Origin of the sequence: Escherichia whittamii, assembly GCF_014836715.1 — a bacterium.
Classification (GTDB): Bacteria; Pseudomonadota; Gammaproteobacteria; order Enterobacterales; family Enterobacteriaceae; genus Escherichia; species Escherichia whittamii.
The window spans coordinates 118,486-140,268 of record NZ_JACSQI010000008.1 but is presented as its reverse complement, the minus strand read 5'-3'; the positions used below and the strand labels follow the sequence as shown (position 1 = coordinate 140,268).

Genomic DNA, 21,783 nt, shown 5'->3' with positions numbered 1-21,783 from the left:
TATGTTTCTTTTGTGAATCAGATCAGAAAACCATTATCTTTCGTTTTATTTTTATCTCACCATGTCGCAGTATCAATTGAAACAAAACGAAAGATTAAAGTTGCAGTAATCTGAACTGGAGAGGAAAGTGAAACATCTGACAGAAATGGTGAGACAGCACAAAGAGGGCAAAACAAATGGGATTTATGCCGTTTGTTCCGCGCATCCGCTGGTGTTGGAAGCCGCAATCCGCTACGCCTGCGCTAACCAAACGCCATTATTGATTGAAGCAACGTCCAATCAGGTGGACCAGTTCGGCGGTTATACCGGAATGACGCCCGCCGATTTTCGCGGCTTTGTTTGCCGGCTTGCCGACTCGTTGAATTTCCCGCAGGACGCGTTGATTCTGGGTGGCGACCATCTGGGGCCAAACCGCTGGCAAAACCTGCCTGCCGTTCGGGCGATGGCCAATGCTGATGATTTGATTAAAAGCTACGTCGCTGCAGGATTCAAAAAAATACATCTCGATTGCAGCATGTCCTGTCAGGACGATCCGGTTCCCTTAACCGATGGCATTGTTGCCGAACGCGCCGCCCGCCTGGCGAAAGTGGCGGAAGAAACCTGTCGTGAACATTTTGGCGAGGCTGATCTGGTGTATGTCATTGGCACCGAAGTTCCGGTGCCTGGCGGCGCACATGAAACCTTAAGCGAACTGGCGGTTACCACGCCGGATGCCGCCCGCGCCACGCTGGAAGCCCATCGTCACGCCTTTGAAAAACAAGGTCTGAACGCCATCTGGCCGCGCATTATTGCGCTGGTAGTTCAGCCAGGCGTCGAATTCGATCACACCAACGTTATTGATTATCAGCCCGCCAAAGCGACCGCCTTAAGCCAGATGGTCGAAAGCTACGAAACGCTGATTTTCGAAGCTCACTCTACGGATTATCAAACGCCGCAATCGTTACGTCAGTTGGTTATTGACCACTTTGCCATTCTGAAAGTCGGCCCGGCGCTGACCTTCGCCCTGCGTGAAGCCCTGTTCTCTCTGGCAGCGATTGAAGAAGAACTGGTGCCAGCGAAAGCCTGTTCCGGTCTACGTCAGGTACTGGAAAACGTGATGCTCGACCGCCCGGAATACTGGCAAAGCCACTACCACGGTGACGGCAACGCGCGGCGCCTGGCACGTGGTTACAGCTACTCGGATCGCGTGCGCTACTACTGGCCGGACAGCCAGATTGATGACGCTTTCGCCCATCTGGTCCGGAACCTGGCGGACGCGCCAATTCCGCTGCCGCTCATCAGCCAGTATCTGCCGCTGCAGTACGTGAAAGTTCGCTCCGGTGAGTTACAGCCCACGCCACGGGCGTTAATTATCAACCACATTCAGGACATCCTGGCGCAGTACCACGCAGCCTGTGAAGGCCAATAACCAAAACAAAGAGGATCACGCTATGCCAAATATTGTTTTAAGCCGGATTGATGAACGCTTGATTCACGGTCAGGTCGGCGTTCAGTGGGTGGGATTTGCGGGGGCAAATCTGGTGCTGGTAGCCAATGCTGAAGTTGCCGAAGATCCAGTACAACAAAACCTGATGGAAATGGTGCTGGCAGAAGGGATCGCCGTACGTTTCTGGTCGCTGCAAAAAGTCATCGACAACATCCACCGCGCCGCCGATCGGCAGAAAATCCTGCTGGTTTGTAAAACACCTGCCGATTTCCTGACGCTGGTTAAAGGTGGCGTCCCGGTTAGCCGCATTAACGTTGGCAATATGCACTATGTCAATGGCAAGCAGCAAATCGCCAAAACAGTTTCTGTAGATGCAGGCGATATCGCAGCATTTAACGACCTGAAAGCCGCTGGGGTGGAATGCTTCGTTCAGGGCGTCCCGACAGAACCTGCTGTGGACCTCTTTAAATTACTTTGAGGGATTCATCATGGAAATCAGTCTGTTGCAGGCATTCGCGTTGGGCATTATCGCCTTTATCGCTGGCCTGGATATGTTTAACGGCTTAACTCATATGCACCGCCCGGTCGTTCTCGGCCCGTTGGTTGGGCTGGTACTTGGCGATTTGCATACCGGTATTTTAACCGGCGGTACTCTGGAACTGGTGTGGATGGGACTGGCTCCGCTGGCGGGCGCACAGCCGCCTAACGTGATTATCGGTACTATCGTCGGCACGGCGTTTGCTATTACCACCGGTGTGAAACCCGATGTCGCGGTCGGCGTCGCCGTACCTTTCGCGGTTGCGGTACAGATGGGGATTACGTTCCTGTTCTCAGTGATGTCTGGCGTGATGTCGCGATGCGATCGAATGGCGGAGAACGCCGATACGCGCGGCATTGAGCGCGTGAACTATCTGGCGCTGTTGGCGCTCGGCATCTTCTATTTTCTCTGCGCTTTCCTGCCTATCTACTTCGGCGCGGAACATGCAAAAACCATCATTGATGTCCTGCCACAACGGTTAATCGACGGCCTCGGCGTCGCGGGCGGCATCATGCCAGCAATCGGTTTTGCCGTGCTGCTGAAAATCATGATGAAAAACGTCTACATCCCCTACTTCATCCTGGGTTTCGTTGCCGCCGCCTGGCTCAAGCTGCCGGTGCTGGCTATTGCTGCCGCCGCGCTGGCAATGGCGCTGATCGACCTGCTGCGTAAATCTCCTGAACCGACTCAACCTGCGGCACAGAAAGAGGAATTTGAAGATGGCATCTAATCAAACGACCCTGCCGAACGTCAGTGAAAACGAAGAAACATTGCTGACGGGCGTCAATGAAAACGTATATGAAGATCAGAGCATTGGCGCAGAGCTGACGAAAAAAGATATCAACCGCGTCGCCTGGCGTTCCATGCTGTTACAGGCTTCTTTCAACTACGAACGTATGCAGGCTTCCGGCTGGCTGTACGGTCTGCTGCCTGCACTGAAAAAGATCCATACCAATAAACGCGACCTGGCGCGCGCCATGAAAGGCCATATGGGCTTCTTCAATACCCATCCGTTTCTGGTGACGTTTGTTATCGGCATTATCCTCGCGATGGAACGCTCAAAACAGGACGTGAACAGTATTCAGAGCACCAAGATTGCCGTTGGTGCGCCGCTCGGCGGGATTGGCGATGCGATGTTCTGGCTGACGCTGCTGCCGATTTGTGGCGGGATTGGCGCAAGCCTCGCGCTACAAGGCTCTATTCTCGGCGCAGTCGTATTTATTGTTTTGTTCAACGTGGTGCATCTCGGTCTGCGTTTTGGTCTTGCGCATTACGCGTATCGAATGGGCGTCGCAGCAATTCCGTTGATTAAAGCGAATACCAAAAAAGTCGGTCATGCGGCGTCTATCGTTGGGATGACGGTGATCGGCGCGCTGGTGGCAACCTATGTTCGCTTAAGCACCACGCTGGAAATCACGGCGGGCGACGCAGTGGTTAAGCTACAGACTGACGTTATCGACAAACTGATGCCTGCCTTCTTACCGCTGGTCTATACCCTGACCATGTTCTGGTTAGTTCGTCGCGGCTGGAGTCCGCTGCGCCTGATAGCGGTTACCGTGGTTCTCGGCATCGTCGGTAAATTCTGCCATTTCCTTTAAATACAATGAGGTATTAGATGTTAAGTATTATTTTGACAGGGCATGGCGGATTTGCCAGCGGCATGGAAAAAGCAATGAAGCAAATCCTCGGTGAGCAATCGCAGTTTATCGCCATCGATTTTCCAGAAACCTCAAGCACCGCACTGCTTACATCGCAGCTTGAAGAGGCCATCGCCCAACTGGATTGTGAAGACGGCATTGTTTTTCTGACGGATTTGCTGGGCGGTACACCGTTTCGCGTGGCCTCAACGCTGGCAATGCAAAAACCGGGCTGTGAAGTGATCACGGGGACTAATTTGCAACTGTTACTGGAGATGGTGCTGGAGCGCGAAGGGTTGAGTAGCGAAGAATTCCGTGTGCAGGCGCTGGAGTGCGGGCATCGCGGGCTGACCAGTCTGGTGGACGAGCTGGGCCGCTGCCATGAAGAATGCCCGGTCGAGGAAGGAATATGACGCAAGTTCTGCGCGCCAGAAGGCTGCTGACCGAAGAGGGCTGGCTGGACGACCACCAGTTGCGCATGACTGATGGGGTGATCACGGCAATCGAACCGATTCCACCAGGCGTGACTGAACGCGATGCGGAACTGCTCTGCCCCGCTTACATCGACGCCCATGTGCACGGTGGCGCAGGCGTTGATGTGATGGATGACGCGCCAGATGCGCTCGACAAGCTGGCAATGTACAAAGCACGTGAAGGTGTCGGCAGTTGGTTGCCGACCACCGTAACTGCGCCGCTTAATGCCATTCATGCGGCACTGGCGCGCATTGCTCAACGTTGCCAACGCGGCGAACCTGGTGCGCAGGTGCTGGGGAGTTATCTCGAAGGACCGTACTTCACGCCGCAGAATAAAGGCGCACATCCGCCGGATCTGTTCCGAGAACTGGAAATTGCCGAGCTGGATCAATTGATTGCCGTTTCACAACACACCTTGCGCGTGGTAGCGCTGGCACCGGAAAAAGCGGGTGCGTTACCGGCCATTCGTCATCTTAAACAGCAGAACGTACGGGTAATGCTGGGACATAGCGCTGCAACCTGGCAACAAACCTGCGCCGCGTTTGATGCTGGAGCAGACGGCCTGGTGCATTGCTATAACGGGATGACAGGTTTACATCACCGCGAACCGGGAATGGTTGGCGCAGGATTAACGGACAAGCGCGCCTGGCTGGAACTGATAGCCGATGGTCATCATGTTCATCCGGCGGCGATGTCGCTGTGTTGTTGCTGTGCAAAAGAGAGAATCGTGCTGATAACTGACGCTATGCAGGCTGCCGGGATGCCGGATGGTCGCTATACGTTATGTGGTGAAGAAGTGCAGATGCACGGCGGTATTGTGCGTACCGCGTCCGGTGGGCTGGCGGGCAGTACACTGTCTGTCGATGCAGCAGTGCGTAATATGGTCGAGCTGACGGGCGTTTTGCCAGAAGAGGCGATTCATATGGCATCGCTGCATCCGGCGCGAATGCTGGGGATAGATGATGTTTTAGGCTCGCTTAAAGCGGGGAAACGCGCCAGCGTGCTGGCGCTGGATAGTGGGCTACATGTGCAACAAGTTTGGGTTCAGGGTCAATTAGCTTCGTTTTGATGGTTTGCTCCTTTATTGGGCCTTCACTTCCCCCGTAAGGCCTTTCTTTTTCTTTCGTTTTGATCTGTGCAGCGGTGTCGGATGCGACGCTAACGCGTCTTATCCGACCTACGGTACGCCGCATCCGGCAATCGGTGCACATAGCGACGTCATCACGCAATCCTTTAATCTTCCCTTATCTTTTCTTTCAACGATCGCAAATTTCGTTTTATTTCTTTTTTCTCCATTGAACTTTCAGTTTCTTTTCTATAAATTTTAATCAACGAAACAAATCATCAAATGAAATGAAACGAAAGGCAAGAGAAAGCTACCACGCCAGACGTCAAGTTCATCAGACTAAGGATTGAGTCATGTCAGAAAATTACACCCCTGCTGCCGCGAACACCGGCACATGGACTGAAGAAGAGATCCGTCATCAGCCTCGCGCGTGGATCCGTTCGCTTACCAACATCGACGCGTTACGTTCCGCTCTCGATAACTTTCTTGAACCGTTACTGCGCAAAGAGAATCTGCAGCTCATCCTGACCGGAGCTGGAACCTCGGCATTTATCGGTGACATCATCGCGTCGTGGCTTGCCAGCCATACCGGCAAAAACTTCAGCGCCGTACCAACCACCGATCTGGTCACCAATCCGATGGACTACCTGAATCCAGCCCATCCTCTACTGCTGATCTCCTTCGGGCGTTCCGGCAACAGTCCGGAGAGCGTTGCCGCCGTGGAACTGGCGAATCAGTTTGTACCAGAGTGCTATCACCTGCCGATCACCTGCAACGAAGCGGGCGCTCTCTATCAAAACGCGATCAACAGCGACAACGCGTTTGCCCTGCTGATGCCCGCAGAAACGCACGATCGCGGCTTTGCGATGACCAGCAGTATTACTACCATGATGGCCAGCTGCCTCGCGGTTTTCGCACCTGAGACGATCAACAGCCAGAGCTTCCGCGATGTGGCGGATCGTTGCCAGGCGATCCTGACCTCGCTGGGCGATTTCAGTGAAGATGTGTTTGGTTACGCGCCGTGGAAACGGATCGTTTATCTCGGCAGCGGTGGCTTACAGGGCGCGGCACGCGAGTCGGCGCTGAAAGTGCTGGAACTGACGGCAGGTAAACTGGCCGCCTTTTATGATTCCCCGACCGGATTCCGTCATGGCCCGAAATCGCTGGTCGACGACGAAACGCTGGTAGTGGTGTTTGTCTCCAGCCACCCTTACACCCGTCAGTACGATCTTGACCTGCTGGCAGAACTCCGCCGTGACAACCAGGCAATGCGCGTAATCGCCATCGCTGCGGAAAGCAACGACGTTATCGCCGCTGGCCCACATATTATCCTGCCGCCGTCCCGTCACTTTATCGACGTTGAACAGGCATTTTGCTTCCTGATGTACGCCCAGACGTTCGCACTGATGCAGTCGCTGCACCTGGGCAATACGCCGGACTCCCCATCCGCCAGCGGCACGGTTAACCGCGTGGTGCAAGGCGTTGTTATTCACCCGTGGCAGGCATAAGAGGATCGCACAATGAGCATTATCTCCACCAAATATCTGTTACTGGACGCCCAGGCCAATGGCTACGCGGTACCTGCATTTAACATCCATAACGCTGAGACTATCCAGGCGATCCTCGAAGTGTGCAGTGAAATGCGATCGCCGGTGATCCTCGCCGGGACGCCGGGGACTTTTAAACATATCGCCCTGGAAGAGATCTACGCCCTGTGTAGCGCCTATTCCACGACCTACAACATGCCGCTGGCGCTACATCTCGACCATCACGAATCACTCGATGATATTCGCCGTAAAGTACACGCAGGTGTGCGCAGTGCGATGATCGACGGCAGCCACTTCCCGTTTGCTGAAAATGTGAAGCTGGTGAAATCGGTTGTCGACTTCTGCCACTCGCAGGATTGCAGCGTGGAAGCGGAACTGGGCCGTCTGGGCGGCGTGGAAGATGACATGAGCGTTGACGCCGAAAGCGCGTTCCTGACCGATCCACAAGAAGCCAGACGCTTTGTTGAACTAACCGGCGTCGACAGCCTGGCAGTGGCGATTGGAACGGCGCACGGGTTATACAGCAAAACGCCGAAGATTGATTTTCAACGGCTGGCGGAAATTCGTGAAGTGGTGGATGTTCCTCTGGTGCTGCATGGTGCCAGCGATGTTCCTGATGAATTTGTCCGCCGCACTATTGAGCTTGGTGTAACAAAAGTGAACGTTGCCACGGAATTAAAAATAGCTTTCGCTGGCGCGGTTAAAACCTGGTTTGTGGAAAATCCGCAGGGTAATGATCCTCGTTATTATATGCGCGTCGGTATGGACGCCATGAAAGAAGTTGTCAGAAATAAAATTAATGTCTGTGGTTCAGCGAATCGAATTTCCGCGTAATCATTAATTTTATACGATTTTTCAGAATGCACTGCCCAATTAATATTGGGTTGTGCCTTAATGGCAAAGGAGATAACTAAACATTAATAAATACATCAGTACAATGTCTCAACAATAATATATTTAAAAAAATTATATTATTCAACTTTTATGGTGAGGATTACACAATGAGCAGTCCAAATATTCTCTTAACCCGTATTGATAACCGTCTGGTTCACGGCCAGGTTGGCGTGACCTGGACATCTACTATTGGCGCGAACCTGCTGGTGGTCGTGGACGATGTTGTCGCTAATGATGATATTCAACAAAAATTGATGGGCATTACTGCGGAAACTTACGGCTTTGGCATTCGTTTCTTTACTATCGAAAAAACCATTAACGTCATCGCCAAAGCTGCGCCACACCAGAAAATCTTCCTGATTTGCCGTACGCCGCAAACGGTACGTAAATTGGTAGAAGGTGGCATTGACCTTAAAGAGGTTAACGTCGGCAATATGCATTTCTCGGATGGGAAAAAGCAAATCAGCAGTAAAGTTTATGTCGACGATCAGGATCTCGCGGACTTACGTTTTATTAAACAACGCGGCGTAAATGTTTTTATTCAGGACGTCCCCGGCGATCAAAAAGAACAAATCCCTGACTAAATCTAAAATCGCCTTAATATTGGTTTGAGGTAATAAAAATGCATGAAATAACCCTAATTCAGGGGCTATCCCTGGCGGCGTTAGTTTTCGTTCTGGGGATTGATTTTTGGCTGGAAGCCTTATTTTTATTCCGCCCGATAATCGTTTGTACCCTTACTGGCGCTATTCTCGGTGATATTCAGACTGGCTTAATTACCGGTGGTCTGACTGAGCTGGCTTTCGCCGGATTAACCCCTGCCGGTGGCGTTCAGCCGCCTAACCCTATTATGGCAGGCCTGATGACTACCGTCATTGCGTGGTCTACCGGTGTGGATGCCAAAACGGCGATTGGTCTGGGCCTGCCGTTTAGTTTGTTAATGCAGTACGTCATTCTGTTCTTCTATTCGGCATTCTCATTATTTATGACCAAAGCCGATAAATGCGCGAAAGAGGCGGATACGGCGGCGTTTTCCCGACTTAACTGGACAACGATGCTAATTGTCGCTTTAGCGTATGCGGTGATTGCTTTCCTCTGTACTTACCTGGCGCAAGGCGCGATGCAGACGCTGGTGAAAGCGATGCCCACCTGGTTGACCCACGGCTTTGAAGTGGCTGGCGGGATTCTGCCTGCCGTCGGTTTTGGCTTGCTGCTGCGCGTGATGTTCAAAGCGCAATATATCCCTTATCTGATCGCCGGTTTCCTGTTTGTTTGCTACATCCAGGTTAGCAACCTGTTGCCGGTTGCCGTACTGGGCGCAGGCTTTGCGGTTTATGAGTTTTTCAATGCGAAATCCCGGCAGCAAGCGCAACCACAGCCCGTTGCCAGTAAAAATGAAGAAGAGGACTACAGCAATGGGATCTGAAATCAGTAAAAAAGATATCACCCGTCTGGGCTTTCGTTCGTCGCTGCTACAAGCGAGCTTTAACTACGAAAGGATGCAGGCGGGCGGCTTTACCTGGGCAATGCTGCCGCTCCTGAAAAAGATTTATAAGGACGACAAACCGGGCTTAAGCGCGGCGATGAAAGATAACCTCGAATTTATTAACACTCACCCAAATCTGGTCGGATTCCTGATGGGATTGTTAATTTCGATGGAGGAGAAAGGCGAAAACCGCGACACCATTAAAGGTCTGAAAGTGGCTCTGTTTGGCCCAATCGCCGGGATTGGCGATGCGATTTTCTGGTTTACCTTGTTGCCGATTATGGCGGGGATCTGTTCTTCATTCGCCAGTCAGGGGAATTTGCTGGGGCCGATTCTGTTCTTCGCCGTTTATCTGCTTATCTTTTTCCTGCGCGTCGGCTGGACCCACGTCGGTTATTCGGTCGGCGTGAAGGCGATCGATAAAGTGCGAGAGAACTCGCAGATGATCGCCCGTTCGGCAACCATACTCGGGATTACGGTAATTGGCGGGCTGATCGCTTCGTATGTGCATATTAACGTGGTGACGTCGTTTGCTATAGACAGTACCCACAGCGTCGCCCTGCAACAGGATTTCTTCGATAAAGTCTTCCCGAATATTTTGCCGATGGCTTATACCCTGCTGATGTATTACTTCCTGCGGGTGAAAAAAGCGCATCCGGTGCTGTTAATCGGTGTGACTTTTGTGCTTTCCATCGTTTGTTCCGCCTTCGGCATTTTATAAATAAAACGAGGCACTGCATTTGACGGTGCCTCTGTATTCAAGGAGTTTCTTCCTGTGCAAATCCTTCAGCAAGTTGAAAACTATACGGCGTTAAGTGAACGCGCCAGCGAATATTTATTGGACGTGATCCGCAACAAACCGAATGCCGTGATCTGCCTGGCGACCGGAGCCACGCCATTACTGACGTATCGATATCTGGTAGAAAAAATCCACCAGCAGCGCGTTGATGTCAGCCAACTCACCTTCGTGAAGCTCGACGAATGGGTGGATCTCCCTTTAACCATGCCCGGTACCTGCGAAACCTTCCTTCAGCAGCATATCGTGCAACCGCTGGGGCTACGCGAAGACCAGCTCATCAGCTTTCGCTCCGAAGATATTAACGAGACAGAGTGTGAGCGGGTGACGAATCTGATTGCTCGCAAAGGCGGCCTGGATTTGTGCGTTCTCGGACTGGGGAAAAACGGTCATCTGGGGCTAAACGAACCGTGGGAAAGCCTGCAACCGGCCTGTCACATCAGCCAACTTGATGCCAAAACACAGCAACATGAGATGTTAAGAACCGCTGGCCGCCCCGTTACCCGCGGGATCACCTTAGGTCTGAAAGATATTCTCAATGCCCGCGAAGTTTTGCTTCTGGTAACTGGCGAAGGAAAGCAGGATGCGACAAAACGCTTTCTTACTGCCACTGTCTCTACCGCGATTCCTGCTTCGTTTTTGTGGCTGCATCGTAACTTTATTTGCTTAATAGATAGAAACAAAGCATAGCCCCTTTCTTTATCAGGAAATAACGACTGACACGCCAAAACCAATACTTAAATTTAACTTATGTAGCTGAATTATTTGCATTTAATTAACTTTAACATAATTTCACTCAAAAAAATGAGATTGTGTTCAATGTTTAATTTATTAGATAAACACGTTACGTCGTTCAATAATCAGAACGAAAACCGCCAATAAAAACAGCCAAATTATCAAATTCATATAGCCACACACGAATAAAAATATCATTAATTTCCATGTATAATATAGAAACATTAATTATTTGAATATAAATATTATCTTAAATATGTTCATAAATAATGTTTAACAAAATGCTTCTGGCTGTATAATCTTTTAGATGCTGAACATATATTCACATTAAATATCATTAAGTACTTATTACAAGGATACGGTAATAAATGAACAAATTAGCAAAATCGGCTGTTGCGGGCCTGCTTGCGCTTTGCGCAGGAAACGCCATGGCAACGGACGGCGAGATCGTTTTTGACGGCGAGATTTTAAAATCCGTTTGTGAAATCAATGATTCCGACAAAACAATCGAAGTTGCTCTCGGCCACTACAGTGCTGAACAGTTCCGTTCTATTGGCGATAATAGCCCCAAAATTCCTTTCACCATTCCCCTGATGAATTGCCCGACCACGGGTTGGGAACATGAAAACGGAAAAACGGAAGCTTCTTTCCGTTTGTGGCTTGAAACACGAGACAATGGCACCGTCGCGGGTTACCCGAACCTGGCAAAAGTTGGCTCCTTTGCGGGAACTGCGGCAACAGGTGTGGGTATCCGAATTGACGATGCGCAAAGCGGAGCCATTATGCCTCTGAATGCCATGGGGAGTAGTAACACGGTTTATCAGATTCCTGCGGACTCCAATGGTGTCGTCAATGTTGACCTGCTCGCCTACTACGTCTCCACAGTTGATCATGCGGATATCACACCGGGGGAAGCAGACGCTGTCGTCAACGTAACACTGGATTACCGTTAATACGCCGCGGCGTTGTCTGTACCTCCTTTCAGATAACGCCTTTTTCCTTCCTCTCTTGTCGTCTCAGGTTGAAAAATGACTATGTCGAAACGAATCTTCGCGGTGATATCTACCTTACTGTGTAGCCTCTGGATTGGTCAGGCGCTGGCTGGTGGTATTGTTTTACAGCGAACACGAGTCATTTATGACGCCAGCCGCAAAGAGGCCGCGTTACCTGTCGCGAATAAAGGCGCGGAAATACCTTACTTACTGCAATCATGGGTAGATAATATCGAAGGTACAAGCCGCGCTCCCTTTATCGTTACTCCACCGCTGTTTCGTCTTGAAGCTGGCGATGACTCATCACTTCGGATTATTAAAACAGTTGACAACCTGCCTGATAATAAAGAGTCGCTGTTCTATATTAATGTCCGCGCCATCCCGGCAAAGAAGAAATCAGATACCGCTAATGCTAACGAACTGACGCTGGTATTTAAAACACGGATCAAACTATTTTATCGCCCCGCACACCTTAAGGGGTTGGTCAACAATGCGTGGAAATCGCTGGAATTTAAACGCAGTGGTCATTCACTCAATATATATAACCCCACTGAATATTACGTCGTGTTTGCCGGGCTAGCGGTCGGTAAAACCGATCTCACTGACAAGATTGAATATATTGCCCCTGGCGAGCATAAACAGTTGCCTCTCCCTTCAGATGCTGGGAATAACGTAAAATGGGCCGCCATTAATGATTATGGCGGCAATTCCGGGACGGAAACCCGTCCTCTTTAATAATAAATATAAAAGTACGGGTTAGCAGGGAATGCCAAAACAACAATATCAGGATCGTAGACCAACGCCGAAACGATTGGCTCTCATTATTCAACGCATTTTATCTGTGGTACTCGCTGGCAGCGGTGTGCTTTGCGCTACGGCTAACGCCGAAGAGTATTATTTCGAACCCAGTATGCTGGAAACAACAAAAAGCGGCATGCAGACAACAGACCTGTCACGCTTTTCAAAAAAATACGCTCAACTGCCTGGCACTTACCTGGTTGATATCTGGCTGAATAAAAAGAAAGTTTCACAGAAAAAAATGACGTTTGTCGCCAATGCAGAGCAACGGCTGGAACCCCAATTTACGGTGGGGCAACTGCGCGAGCTCGGCGTTAAGGTGGATGAAATTCCAGAGCTGGCCGAAAAAGAGGATGAGAGCGTAATCACTTCGCTCAAACAGATTATACCCGGTACAGTCGCTGATTTTGATTTCAATCATCAGCGCCTCAATTTAAGCATTCCCCAAATAGCGATTTACCGCGATGCCAGGGGTTACGTGCCCCCTTCCCGTTGGGACGATGGAATGCCCACGTTGTTTAGCAGCTACTCCTTTACCGGCTCCGAAAATCGTTATCGCCAGGGTAATCGAAACCAACGACAATATCTGAACATGCAAAACGGTGCCAATTTTGGCCCCTGGCGGCTACGCAACTACTCGACCTGGACGCGCAACGAACAGACATCAAACTGGAATACCATCAGTAGCTACTTACAACGTGATATCAAGGCACTGAAGTCCCAATTAATTCTGGGAGAAAGCGCCACCAGCGGCAGTATATTTTCCAGCTACACCTTTACCGGCGTACAACTCGCTTCCGACGATAATATGCTGCCAAACAGTCAGCGTGGGTTTGCTCCAACGGTACGCGGTATCGCGAACAGCAGTGCAATCGTTACCATCAGGCAAAACGGTTATGTTATTTATCAAAGCAACGTTCCTGCGGGTGCCTTTGAAATCAACGATCTCTACCCGTCTTCTAACAGCGGCGATTTAGAAGTCACCATTGAGGAAAGCGACGGTACGCAGCGGCGTTTTATCCAGCCTTACTCTTCGTTGCCCATGATGCAGCGGCCTGGGCGATTAAAATATAGCGTCACTGCCGGGCGCTTTCGCGATGATGCAAACAGCGACAGTAAAGAACCAGAATTTACAGAAGCCACGGCAATCTACGGCCTCAATAACACCCTCACACTGTATGGCGGCCTGCTCGGTTCTGAAGATTATTATGCGCTGGGGGTCGGTATTGGCAGCACCCTCGGCGTTCTGGGCGCGTTGTCGATGGATATCAACAGGGCTGATACACAATTTGATAACCAGCATACTTTTCGTGGTTATCAATGGCGTACGCAGTACATCAAAGATATCCCGGAAACCAGCACCAATATTGCCGTCAGCTACTATCGCTATACCAGCGATGGCTACTTTAGTTTTGATGAAGCCAATTCCCGCAATTGGGATTACAGCGGTCGTCAAAAAAGTGAAATTCAGTTCAGTATCAGCCAGACGATATTTGACGGGATGAGCCTGTACGCTACGGGTTCACAACAAGACTACTGGGGCAATAACGAGAAAAACAGAAATGTTTCTGTCGGGGTCTCCGGCCAGCAATGGGGAATTGGCTACAGCCTGAATTATCAATACAGCCGCTACACAGATGAAGACAATGACCGCGCGCTCTCCCTGAATCTGAGTATTCCACTGGAACAGTGGTTATCGCGCAGCCGGGTTTCATATCAGATGACCAGCCAGAAAGATCGTCCAACACAGCATGAAATGCGCCTTGATGGCTCACTGCTGGATGATGGTCGCCTGAGCTATAGCGTGCAACAAAGTCTCGATGACGATAACAACCATAACAGTAGCCTGAACGCCAGTTACCGCTCCCCTTATGGAACCTTCAGTGCTGGCTACGATTACGGGAATGAGAGTAGCCAATACAACTATGGCGTCACCGGCGGCCTGGTTGTCCATTCTCATGGCGTGACACTTTCGCAATATCTGGGCAACGCTTTCGCTCTTATTGATGCTAACGGTGCTTCTGGTGTGCGGATGCAAAACTATCCGGGAATTGCTACCGATCCCTTCGGTTATGCCGTCGTTCCCTATCTCACCACGTATCAGGAAAACCGCCTCTCGGTCGATACCACACAATTGCCCGATAACGTCGATCTTGAGCAAACAACCCAGGTTGTGGTGCCCAACAGGGGGGCAATGGTAGCGGCACATTTCAGCGCTAATATAGGTTATCGGGTACTGGTGACCGTCAACGATCGAAGCGGCAAGCCGTTACCTTTTGGCGCACTGGCCAGCAACGATGAGACGGGGCAACAAAGCATCGTGGATGAGGGCGGCGTATTGTATCTGTCAGGAGTGTCAAGCAAATCACAAAACTGGACCGTACGCTGGGGAAATCAGGCTAGTCAGCAGTGCCAGTTTACGTTTAGTACGCCAGATTTAGACAAACCAACATCCTCCGTTTTACAAGGCACAGCACAGTGCAATTAAGGATAAAAAAATGAAAAGATGGACTGTGATTGCCGGGCTTATGTTACTCCCCGCCACCGGCGCTTATGCCGCTTCCGGGCCTTGTGGTGCTGACAGTACCAGCGGTACGGTGAATTATTCCAGTATGGTTGATGACGTTACCGTGAATCAGGCGGATAACGTGACTGGACAAGAGTTCGACTCTTCGTCGCTTAGTAGCACTAGCTGGCAATACGCCTGTTCCTGCCCGGCGGGAAAGGCCGTTAAACTCGTCTATATGGTCAGTCCAGTACTCGCCACCAATGGTCATCAGACAGGTTATTACAAACTCAATGACAGTCTGGATATTAAAACCACATTAAAGGCAAATGATATTCCCGGACTGGCAAGCGACCAAATAGTCTCAGTTAACAATTGGTCTACGCAGATAAAAGATCCAGCATTATATTCAGCCTCAACGGGCACGGGTGTTTGCCAGGGTGACACGTCTCGCAATGGGCCGATTAATATCGGGGCAAATACAACCTTTACCCTGTACGTAACCAAACCCTTTCTCGGCTCAATAACCATTCCGAAAACCGATATCGCCGTGATTAAAGGCGCATGGCTCGATGGTATGGGATCGCCCACTTCAGGCAACTTTCATGATTTAGTCACGTTGTCTATTCAGGGTAACCTCACCGCGCCGCAGTCGTGCAAAATTAACCAGGGAGACGTCATAAAGGTTAATTTGGGATTCATTAATGGTCAGAAATTTACGACCCGCAATACCATGCCAGACGGTTTTACTCCGGTAAACTTTGATATCTCCTATGACTGTGGCGATACATCGACCATTAAAAATACATTGCAGATGCGAATTGACGGCACATCTGGCGTAGTAGACCAGTACAACCTGGTCGCCAGACGCAGAAGTTCAGACAATGTGCCTGATGTCGGTATTCGTATTGAACACATCGGCAGTGGGGCGACGAATATTCCCTTCCAGAACGGAATTCTTCCTGTTGATGCCTCCGGGCGTGGCAGCGTCAATATGCGCGCCTGGCCGGTGAATCTGGTGGGGGGGGAACTTGAAACGGGAAAATTTCAGGGCACGGCAACCATTACCGTAATTGTGCGATAAAGCAACGCGTTGCGGCTTCATTAGCGCAACGCGTTAGTACACTTACTCCTGCTGCTCCAGCGCATACTTATACAGCGCATTTTTCTTCACGCCGTGGATTTCTGCCGCCAGGGCTGCCGCTTTCTTCAACGGCAGTTCTTTTTGCAGCAACGCCAGTGTGCGCAATGCTTCAGCGGGGAGATCATCTTCCTGCGCTTTATGTCCTTCGACAATCAGCACCATTTCGCCTTTGCGACGGTTTTCATCTTCCTTCACCCACGCCAGCAGTTCACCCACCGGCGCGCCGTGAATAGATTCCCAGGTTTTGGTCAGCTCGCGCGCCAGCACCACGTAGCGAGATTCGCCCAATACCGCGACGATATCTTCCAGGCTATCTAACAAACGGTGTGTTGATTCATAAAAAATCAGCGTGCGCGGCTCGGCTTCGATGGCTTTTAGCGCGTCGCGACGGCCTTTTGATTTGGCAGGCAGGAAGCCTTCATAGCAGAAACGGTCCGAAGGCAGACCGGCGGCGCTCAGTGCGGCGATAGCGGCACACGGCCCCGGCAGCGGGACAACGCGGATACCCGCTTCACGACAGGTGCGCACCAGATGGTAGCCAGGGTCGTTAATTAGTGGCGTTCCGGCATCGGACACCAACGCAATGTTTTGCCCCTCTTTTAGCTTTGCCACCAGCGTTTCGGCTTTTTGTTGTTCATTATGGTCGTGCAAAGCGAACAACCGGGCGTTAATCCCAAAATGTTGCAACAGTAAACCGGTATGACGGGTATCCTCGGCAGCAATCAGATCAACGGCCTGCAATATCTCAAGCGCACGCTGGGTGATATCCGCCAGATTACCGATTGGCGTAGGTACAATATAGAGCTGGCCTTGAGAATTATCCGCCGATTGGTGTTGTTTCATTGTGTCGTCCGTATTGCCGATTTAATATTGAGCATTGCGTAAAAAAAATATCACTGGATACATTATGGTACCCTCAACATTTTCTCGTTTGAAAGCCGCGCGTTGTCTGCCTGTTGTTCTGGCAGCCCTGATTTTCGCCGGTTGTGGCACCCATGCCCCCGATCAGTCCACTGCCTACATGCAGGGAACGGCGCAGGCCGATTCTGCCTTTTATCTACAACAGATGCAGCAAAGCTCTGATGATACCAGGATCAACTGGCAATTACTCGCCATTCGTGCACTAGTGAAAGAAGGCAAAACCGGGCAAGCGGTGGAGTTGTTTAATCAGCTGCCGCAAGAACTAAACGATACCCAGCGTCGCGAGAAAACGCTGCTGGCGGTAGAAATCAAGCTGGCGCAAAAAGATTTTACTGGCGCACAGACCTTGTTGGCAAAAATCACGCCGACCGATTTAGAACAAAACCAGCAAGCGCGCTACTGGCAGGCGAGAATCGATGCCAGCCAGGGACGTCCTTCCATTGAATTACTGCGTGCATTAGTCGCCCAGGAACCTCTGCTCGGTGCGAAGGAAAAGCAACAGAATATTGACGCTACCTGGCAGGCGCTATCGTCCATGACCCAACAGCAGGCGAATACGCTGGTAATCAACGCCGACGAAAATATCCTGCAAGGCTGGCTGGATCTGCAGCGCGTCTGGTTTGATAACCGTAACGATCCCAACATGATGAAAGCAGGGATCGCCGACTGGCAGAAACGTTACCCGAACAATCCGGGCGCGAAAATGCTGCCAACGCAGTTGGTAAACGTAAAAGCGTTCAAACCAGCGTCAACCAATAAAATCGCCCTGCTACTGCCGTTGAATGGTCAGGCCGCAGTGTTTGGTCGCACTATTCAGCAAGGCTTTGAAGCAGCGAAAAACATTGGCACTCAGCCAGTAGCGGCTCAGGTAGCTACCGCGCCTGCCGCTGACGTAACAGAGCAACCCCAGCCACAAACTGTGGATGGCGTTGCCAGCCCGGCACAAGCCTCGGTTAGCGATCTGACAGGTGAAGAAACCGCAGCACAGCCGGTACCTGTAAGCGCCCCAGCGGCAAGCACTGCAGCGGTAAGCGCGCCAGCGAATCCATCCGCAGAGCTGAAAATCTACGATACCTCATCACAACCACTTAGCCAGATCCTCAATCAGGTTCAGCAGGATGGCGCGAGCATTGTGGTCGGTCCGCTGCTGAAAAATAACGTTGAGGAGTTGCTGAAGAGCAACACTCCACTGAACGTACTGGCGCTGAATCAGCCGGAAAATATCGAAAACCGCGCTAATATCTGTTACTTCGCACTATCGCCGGAAGATGAAGCACGCGATGCGGCTCGTCATATTCGTGACCAGGGGAAACAGGCGCCGCTGGTGCTGATCCCACGCAGTTCGCTTGGCGATCGCATAGCAAACGCCTTCGCACAAGAGTGGCAGAAACTGGGTGGCGGCACCGTTCTGCAACAAAAATTTGGCTCCACCAGCGAATTACGTGCGGGCGTGAACGGCGGTTCCGGCATCGCCTTAACGGGTAGCCCAATTACCCCCAGAGCGACAACCGATTCTGGCATGACCACAAACAATCCGACGCTGCAAACCGCGCCAACCGATGACCAGTTCACTAATAATGGTGGTCGTGTCGATGCGGTCTATATTGTGGCAACGCCGGGTGAAATCGCTTTCGTCAAACCGATGATCGCCATGCGTAACGGCAGCCATAGCGGCGCAACGCTGTACGCCAGTTCCCGCAGTGCACAAGGCTCCGCTGGCCCTGATTTCCGACTTGAGATGGAAGGATTACAGTACAGCGAGATCCCGATGCTGGCAGGCGCTAATCTACCGTTAATGCAGCAGGCACTAAGCGCAGTGAATAACGATTATTCGCTGGCTCGCATGTATGCAATGGGTGTTGATGCATGGTCGCTGGCAAATCATTTCTCACAAATGCGCCAGGTTCAGGGTTTTGAAATCAACGGTAATACCGGAAGTCTGACGGCTAACCCGGATTGCGTGATTAACAGGAAGTTATCATGGCTACAGTACCAACAAGGTCAGGTAGTCCCCGCCAGTTAACCACCAAACAGACCGGCGATGCGTGGGAAGCACAAGCGCGTCGCTGGCTGGAAGGCAAAGGACTACGGTTTGTCGCCGCTAACGTGAACGAGCGTGGCGGCGAGATCGATCTGATAATGCGTGAAGGCCAGACCACCGTTTTTGTCGAAGTGCGCTACCGCCGCTCTGCCCTTTACGGCGGCGCAGCAGCCAGTGTGACCCGCAGCAAACAACACAAATTATTACAGACTGCCCGCTTGTGGCTTGCGCGTCATAATGGGAGTTTTGATACTGTGGATTGCCGGTTCGATGTGGTAGCCTTCACCGGGAATGAGGTTGAGTGGATTAAGGATGCCTTTAATGACCACTCATAATTAAGGTTTAAGGATTAGCGTGCAAGAAAGAATTAAAGCTTGCTTCACTGAAAGCATTCAAACTCAAATTGCGGCGGCAGAGGCGCTTCCGGATGCCATCTCCCGTGCAGCCATGACGCTGGTTCAGTCTCTGCTCAATGGCAACAAAATCCTCTGTTGTGGTAATGGAACCTCCGCTGCCAACGCACAGCATTTTGCTGCCAGCATGATCAACCGTTTCGAAACGGAGCGGCCCAGCTTACCTGCCATTGCACTAAATACTGATAATGTTGTCTTAACGGCGATTGCCAACGATCGCTTGCATGATGAAGTGTATGCAAAACAGGTACGGGCGCTGGGGCATGCGGGAGACGTGTTGTTAGCCATTTCTACTCGCGGTAACAGCCGCGATATCGTTAAAGCTGTTGAAGCCGCCGTTACGCGTGATATGACCATTGTGGCATTGACCGGCTATGATGGCGGTGAACTTGCTGGTTTGTTAGGGCCACAGGATGTAGAAATTCGCATCCCCTCGCATCGCAGTGCTCGCATTCAGGAAATGCATATGCTGACGGTAAATTGCTTGTGCGATCTGATCGATAACACGCTTTTCCCTCACCAGGATGATTAAGGAGAATACATGAAGGCATTATCGCCAATCGCAGTCCTTATTTCCGCGCTGCTGTTGCAAGGTTGCGTTGCTGCGGCTGTAGTCGGCACCGCTGCTGTCGGCACCAAAGCCGCGACCGACCCTCGCAGTGTCGGCACCCAGGTGGACGATGGTACCCTGGAAGTGCGCGTGAACAGCGCATTGTCGAAAGACGAACAGATTAAGAAAGAAGCGCGCATTAATGTAACGGCCTATCAGGGCAAAGTGCTGCTGGTTGGGCAGTCACCAAACGCTGAACTTTCGGCTCGCGCCAAACAGATTGCTATGGGCGTAGACGGTGCCAACGAAGTGTATAACGAGATTCGTCAGGGCCAGCCGATTGGTCTGGGCGAAGCATCTAATGATACGTGGATCACCACCAAAGTACGTTCGCAGCTTTTAACCAGCGACCTGGTGAAATCGTCCAACGTGAAAGTGACCACCGAAAACGGTGAAGTATTCCTGATGGGGCTGGTGACTGAACGTGAAGCGAAAGCAGCGGCAGATATTGCCAGCCGGGTGAGCGGCGTGAAGCGTGTGACCACGGCGTTTACGTTTATTAAATAGCTGTCACTTGTAATGCCTGATGCGACGCTTGTCGCGTCTTATCAGGCCCACAACGATGCAAACCGTAGGTCGGATAAGGTGTTTACGCCGCATCCGACTGCCGTTGCCTGATGCGACGCTTGCTGTGTCTTATCAGGCCTACAACGATGCAAACCGTAGGTCGGATAAGGCGCTCGCGCCGCATCCGACATGTTTTCCCTCGAATCAGACCAACAGCGCCAGCCCACCGACAATCACACCAGACACCACTACCATCGCCCCTGTCAGCCATAAGGCTTTCGCCGGAAACGCTTTGCGCAGCATAATCAGCGACGGCAAACTTACTGCCGGAAGCGTCATCAACAATGCCAGCGCCGGAGCGGTTCCCATGCCTGCCAGCATCATCGTTTGTACAATCGGAATTTCTGCTGCCGTGGGAATGACAAACAAGCATCCCGCAACCGCCATCGCCACTACCCACATCAGGTTGTTATCGACAGCACCATCGGCATGGGGGAATAACCAGACGCGAGCAGCACCCAACACCAGTACTGCAAGGATATAAACCGGGATCGTACTCCAGAAAAGCGTCCATAGCGCCCTGCCCCAGCGAGTAAAAAATCCGCCCTGCACTTCCGGCATGTCAATTTCGACCGGCGCCTGCGTTTGTGGTGTCTCACGTACCCATTTTTGTACTAGTGTCGCAATCAGCAACACCATCGCCAGCCCAGCAACCAGACGAATCGCGGCAAAGCCCCAGCCAAGGACAAACCCCATAAACACCAGCGTCGCCGGGTTTAACAACGGATTCCCCATCCAGAATGCCAGCGCGCCACCCATCGACACCTGCTGGCGCCGCATCCCCGCCGCGACCGGAGCCGCACAGCAGGTACACATCATACCCGGCAGCGAAAACAGCGTTCCCAACAATGTACCGCGAAAACGCGATTGCCCCAACGTACGCAGCAGCCAGTTACGAGGGATTAGCACCTGAATCAACGAACCGAGGATCACACCCAGCACCGCCGCTTTCCATACCGCGATGAAATAGATCACCGCGTAATCCCATGCCGCCTGCCACGGATTAGCATCCGCCTGTGAGAGGATAGATTTACCGATGCTGTGAGTTTCGGCGGCGGTAAACGCCTTGCCATAGTAAGGTTGCCATTTCACATACCAAAGTCCGGCAATGACAACGAGAAAGAAAAGCGCGGGTTTCCACCACTGAATGGGCGTTGCCGCCTGAGATGAAGACTGACCAGCCATAGCATTC

General features: G+C 51.5%; 22 protein-coding genes. 20 read left to right on the top strand and 2 right to left on the bottom strand.

Features of this window, described 5'->3' with window-relative positions; all coding sequences use genetic code 11:
• The first annotated feature begins 127 nt into the window (after nucleotides 1-127).
• The 16 genes from kbaZ (at nucleotide 128) to H9644_RS13895 (ending at nucleotide 15,979) form a co-directional block, all read left to right on the top strand.
• The gene (gene kbaZ, locus H9644_RS13970) at nucleotides 128-1,408 is read left to right on the top strand and encodes a tagatose-bisphosphate aldolase subunit KbaZ (protein ID WP_191774993.1); all 1,281 of its coding nucleotides are present in this window, start codon (nucleotides 128-130) and stop codon (nucleotides 1,406-1,408) included.
• A gap of 22 nt (nucleotides 1,409-1,430) precedes the next feature.
• Complete coding sequence (gene agaV, locus H9644_RS13965; RefSeq protein ID WP_191774991.1) at nucleotides 1,431-1,904, top strand: PTS N-acetylgalactosamine transporter subunit IIB; 474 nt, start codon at nucleotides 1,431-1,433, stop codon at nucleotides 1,902-1,904.
• A 10-nt stretch (nucleotides 1,905-1,914) separates the two neighbouring features.
• Entirely contained in the window at nucleotides 1,915-2,694 is a 780-nt protein-coding gene (agaW, locus tag H9644_RS13960) for a PTS N-acetylgalactosamine transporter subunit IIC (RefSeq protein WP_000406209.1), read from the top strand.
• On the top strand, nucleotides 2,684-3,562 hold the full coding sequence (agaE, locus tag H9644_RS13955) for a PTS N-acetylgalactosamine transporter subunit IID (protein WP_001298758.1): 879 nt from the start codon (nucleotides 2,684-2,686) through the stop codon (nucleotides 3,560-3,562). Before agaW ends, agaE begins: the two co-directional genes overlap by 11 nt.
• Nucleotides 3,563-3,579: 17 nt before the next feature.
• Entirely contained in the window at nucleotides 3,580-4,014 is a 435-nt protein-coding gene (agaF, locus tag H9644_RS13950; RefSeq protein WP_000948829.1) for a PTS galactosamine/N-acetylgalactosamine transporter subunit IIA, read from the top strand.
• A complete protein-coding gene (nagA, locus tag H9644_RS13945) occupies nucleotides 4,011-5,144 on the top strand; it encodes an N-acetylglucosamine-6-phosphate deacetylase (RefSeq protein ID WP_191774989.1) in 1,134 nt (377 codons plus the stop codon). The genes agaF and nagA overlap by 4 nt, the downstream gene beginning before the upstream one ends.
• Nucleotides 5,145-5,494: 350 nt before the next feature.
• Nucleotides 5,495-6,649 carry an AgaS family sugar isomerase gene (locus tag H9644_RS13940; RefSeq protein ID WP_191774987.1) on the top strand — a complete coding sequence of 385 codons (1,155 nt, stop codon included), beginning with the start codon at nucleotides 5,495-5,497 and terminating at the stop codon, nucleotides 6,647-6,649.
• 12 nt (nucleotides 6,650-6,661) lie between these two features.
• Entirely contained in the window at nucleotides 6,662-7,522 is an 861-nt protein-coding gene (gene kbaY / locus H9644_RS13935; protein WP_064529557.1) for a tagatose-bisphosphate aldolase subunit KbaY, read from the top strand.
• A 167-nt stretch (nucleotides 7,523-7,689) separates the two neighbouring features.
• The gene (gene agaB, locus H9644_RS13930) at nucleotides 7,690-8,166 is read left to right on the top strand and encodes a PTS galactosamine transporter subunit IIB (protein ID WP_191774985.1); all 477 of its coding nucleotides are present in this window, start codon (nucleotides 7,690-7,692) and stop codon (nucleotides 8,164-8,166) included.
• Between the two features lie 38 nt (nucleotides 8,167-8,204).
• Nucleotides 8,205-9,008 (top strand): PTS galactosamine transporter subunit IIC, encoded by an 804-nt coding sequence (gene agaC, locus H9644_RS13925; RefSeq protein ID WP_105289238.1) that lies wholly within the window; start codon nucleotides 8,205-8,207, stop codon nucleotides 9,006-9,008.
• Nucleotides 8,998-9,789, top strand: coding sequence for a PTS galactosamine transporter subunit IID (gene agaD, locus H9644_RS13920; protein WP_000534360.1), 792 nt, complete (start codon nucleotides 8,998-9,000; stop codon nucleotides 9,787-9,789). Before agaC ends, agaD begins: the two co-directional genes overlap by 11 nt.
• Nucleotides 9,790-10,554 (top strand): galactosamine-6-phosphate isomerase, encoded by a 765-nt coding sequence (locus tag H9644_RS13915; protein WP_191775070.1) that lies wholly within the window; start codon nucleotides 9,790-9,792, stop codon nucleotides 10,552-10,554. It begins immediately after the preceding gene.
• Between the two features lie 413 nt (nucleotides 10,555-10,967).
• Nucleotides 10,968-11,552, top strand: a complete 585-nt coding sequence (locus H9644_RS13910; protein ID WP_064529553.1) for a fimbrial protein — start codon at nucleotides 10,968-10,970, stop codon at nucleotides 11,550-11,552.
• Between the two features lie 81 nt (nucleotides 11,553-11,633).
• Nucleotides 11,634-12,326, top strand: a complete 693-nt coding sequence (locus tag H9644_RS13905; protein WP_064529856.1) for a fimbrial biogenesis chaperone — start codon at nucleotides 11,634-11,636, stop codon at nucleotides 12,324-12,326.
• Nucleotides 12,327-12,357: 31 nt separating this feature from the next.
• Nucleotides 12,358-14,877, top strand: a complete 2,520-nt coding sequence (locus H9644_RS13900) for a fimbria/pilus outer membrane usher protein (protein WP_191774983.1) — start codon at nucleotides 12,358-12,360, stop codon at nucleotides 14,875-14,877.
• A gap of 10 nt (nucleotides 14,878-14,887) precedes the next feature.
• The gene (locus tag H9644_RS13895) at nucleotides 14,888-15,979 is read left to right on the top strand and encodes a fimbrial protein (protein WP_191774981.1); all 1,092 of its coding nucleotides are present in this window, start codon (nucleotides 14,888-14,890) and stop codon (nucleotides 15,977-15,979) included.
• Between the two features lie 42 nt (nucleotides 15,980-16,021).
• Here H9644_RS13895 and rsmI read toward each other — a convergent pair whose 3' ends face one another.
• On the bottom strand, nucleotides 16,022-16,882 hold the full coding sequence (rsmI, locus tag H9644_RS13890) for a 16S rRNA (cytidine(1402)-2'-O)-methyltransferase (protein ID WP_064529551.1): 861 nt from the start codon (nucleotides 16,880-16,882) through the stop codon (nucleotides 16,022-16,024).
• A gap of 64 nt (nucleotides 16,883-16,946) precedes the next feature.
• Between rsmI and lpoA the strand changes: the two genes are divergently transcribed.
• Genes lpoA through dolP form a run of 4 tightly spaced genes read left to right on the top strand, consistent with a single transcriptional unit; the run spans nucleotide 16,947 to nucleotide 20,531 of the window.
• Nucleotides 16,947-18,983 (top strand): penicillin-binding protein activator LpoA, encoded by a 2,037-nt coding sequence (gene lpoA, locus H9644_RS13885; protein ID WP_064529550.1) that lies wholly within the window; start codon nucleotides 16,947-16,949, stop codon nucleotides 18,981-18,983.
• Nucleotides 18,941-19,336 carry a YraN family protein gene (locus tag H9644_RS13880; protein ID WP_064529549.1) on the top strand — a complete coding sequence of 132 codons (396 nt, stop codon included), beginning with the start codon at nucleotides 18,941-18,943 and terminating at the stop codon, nucleotides 19,334-19,336. Before lpoA ends, H9644_RS13880 begins: the two co-directional genes overlap by 43 nt.
• A gap of 19 nt (nucleotides 19,337-19,355) precedes the next feature.
• Nucleotides 19,356-19,946 (top strand): DnaA initiator-associating protein DiaA, encoded by a 591-nt coding sequence (gene diaA / locus H9644_RS13875; RefSeq protein ID WP_001158034.1) that lies wholly within the window; start codon nucleotides 19,356-19,358, stop codon nucleotides 19,944-19,946.
• A 9-nt stretch (nucleotides 19,947-19,955) separates the two neighbouring features.
• Nucleotides 19,956-20,531 carry a division/outer membrane stress-associated lipid-binding lipoprotein gene (gene dolP / locus H9644_RS13870; protein WP_000646033.1) on the top strand — a complete coding sequence of 192 codons (576 nt, stop codon included), beginning with the start codon at nucleotides 19,956-19,958 and terminating at the stop codon, nucleotides 20,529-20,531.
• Between the two features lie 204 nt (nucleotides 20,532-20,735).
• Here dolP and H9644_RS13865 read toward each other — a convergent pair whose 3' ends face one another.
• Nucleotides 20,736-21,776 (bottom strand): permease, encoded by a 1,041-nt coding sequence (locus H9644_RS13865; RefSeq protein WP_191774979.1) that lies wholly within the window; start codon nucleotides 21,774-21,776, stop codon nucleotides 20,736-20,738.
• Nucleotides 21,777-21,783: the final 7 nt, after the last annotated feature.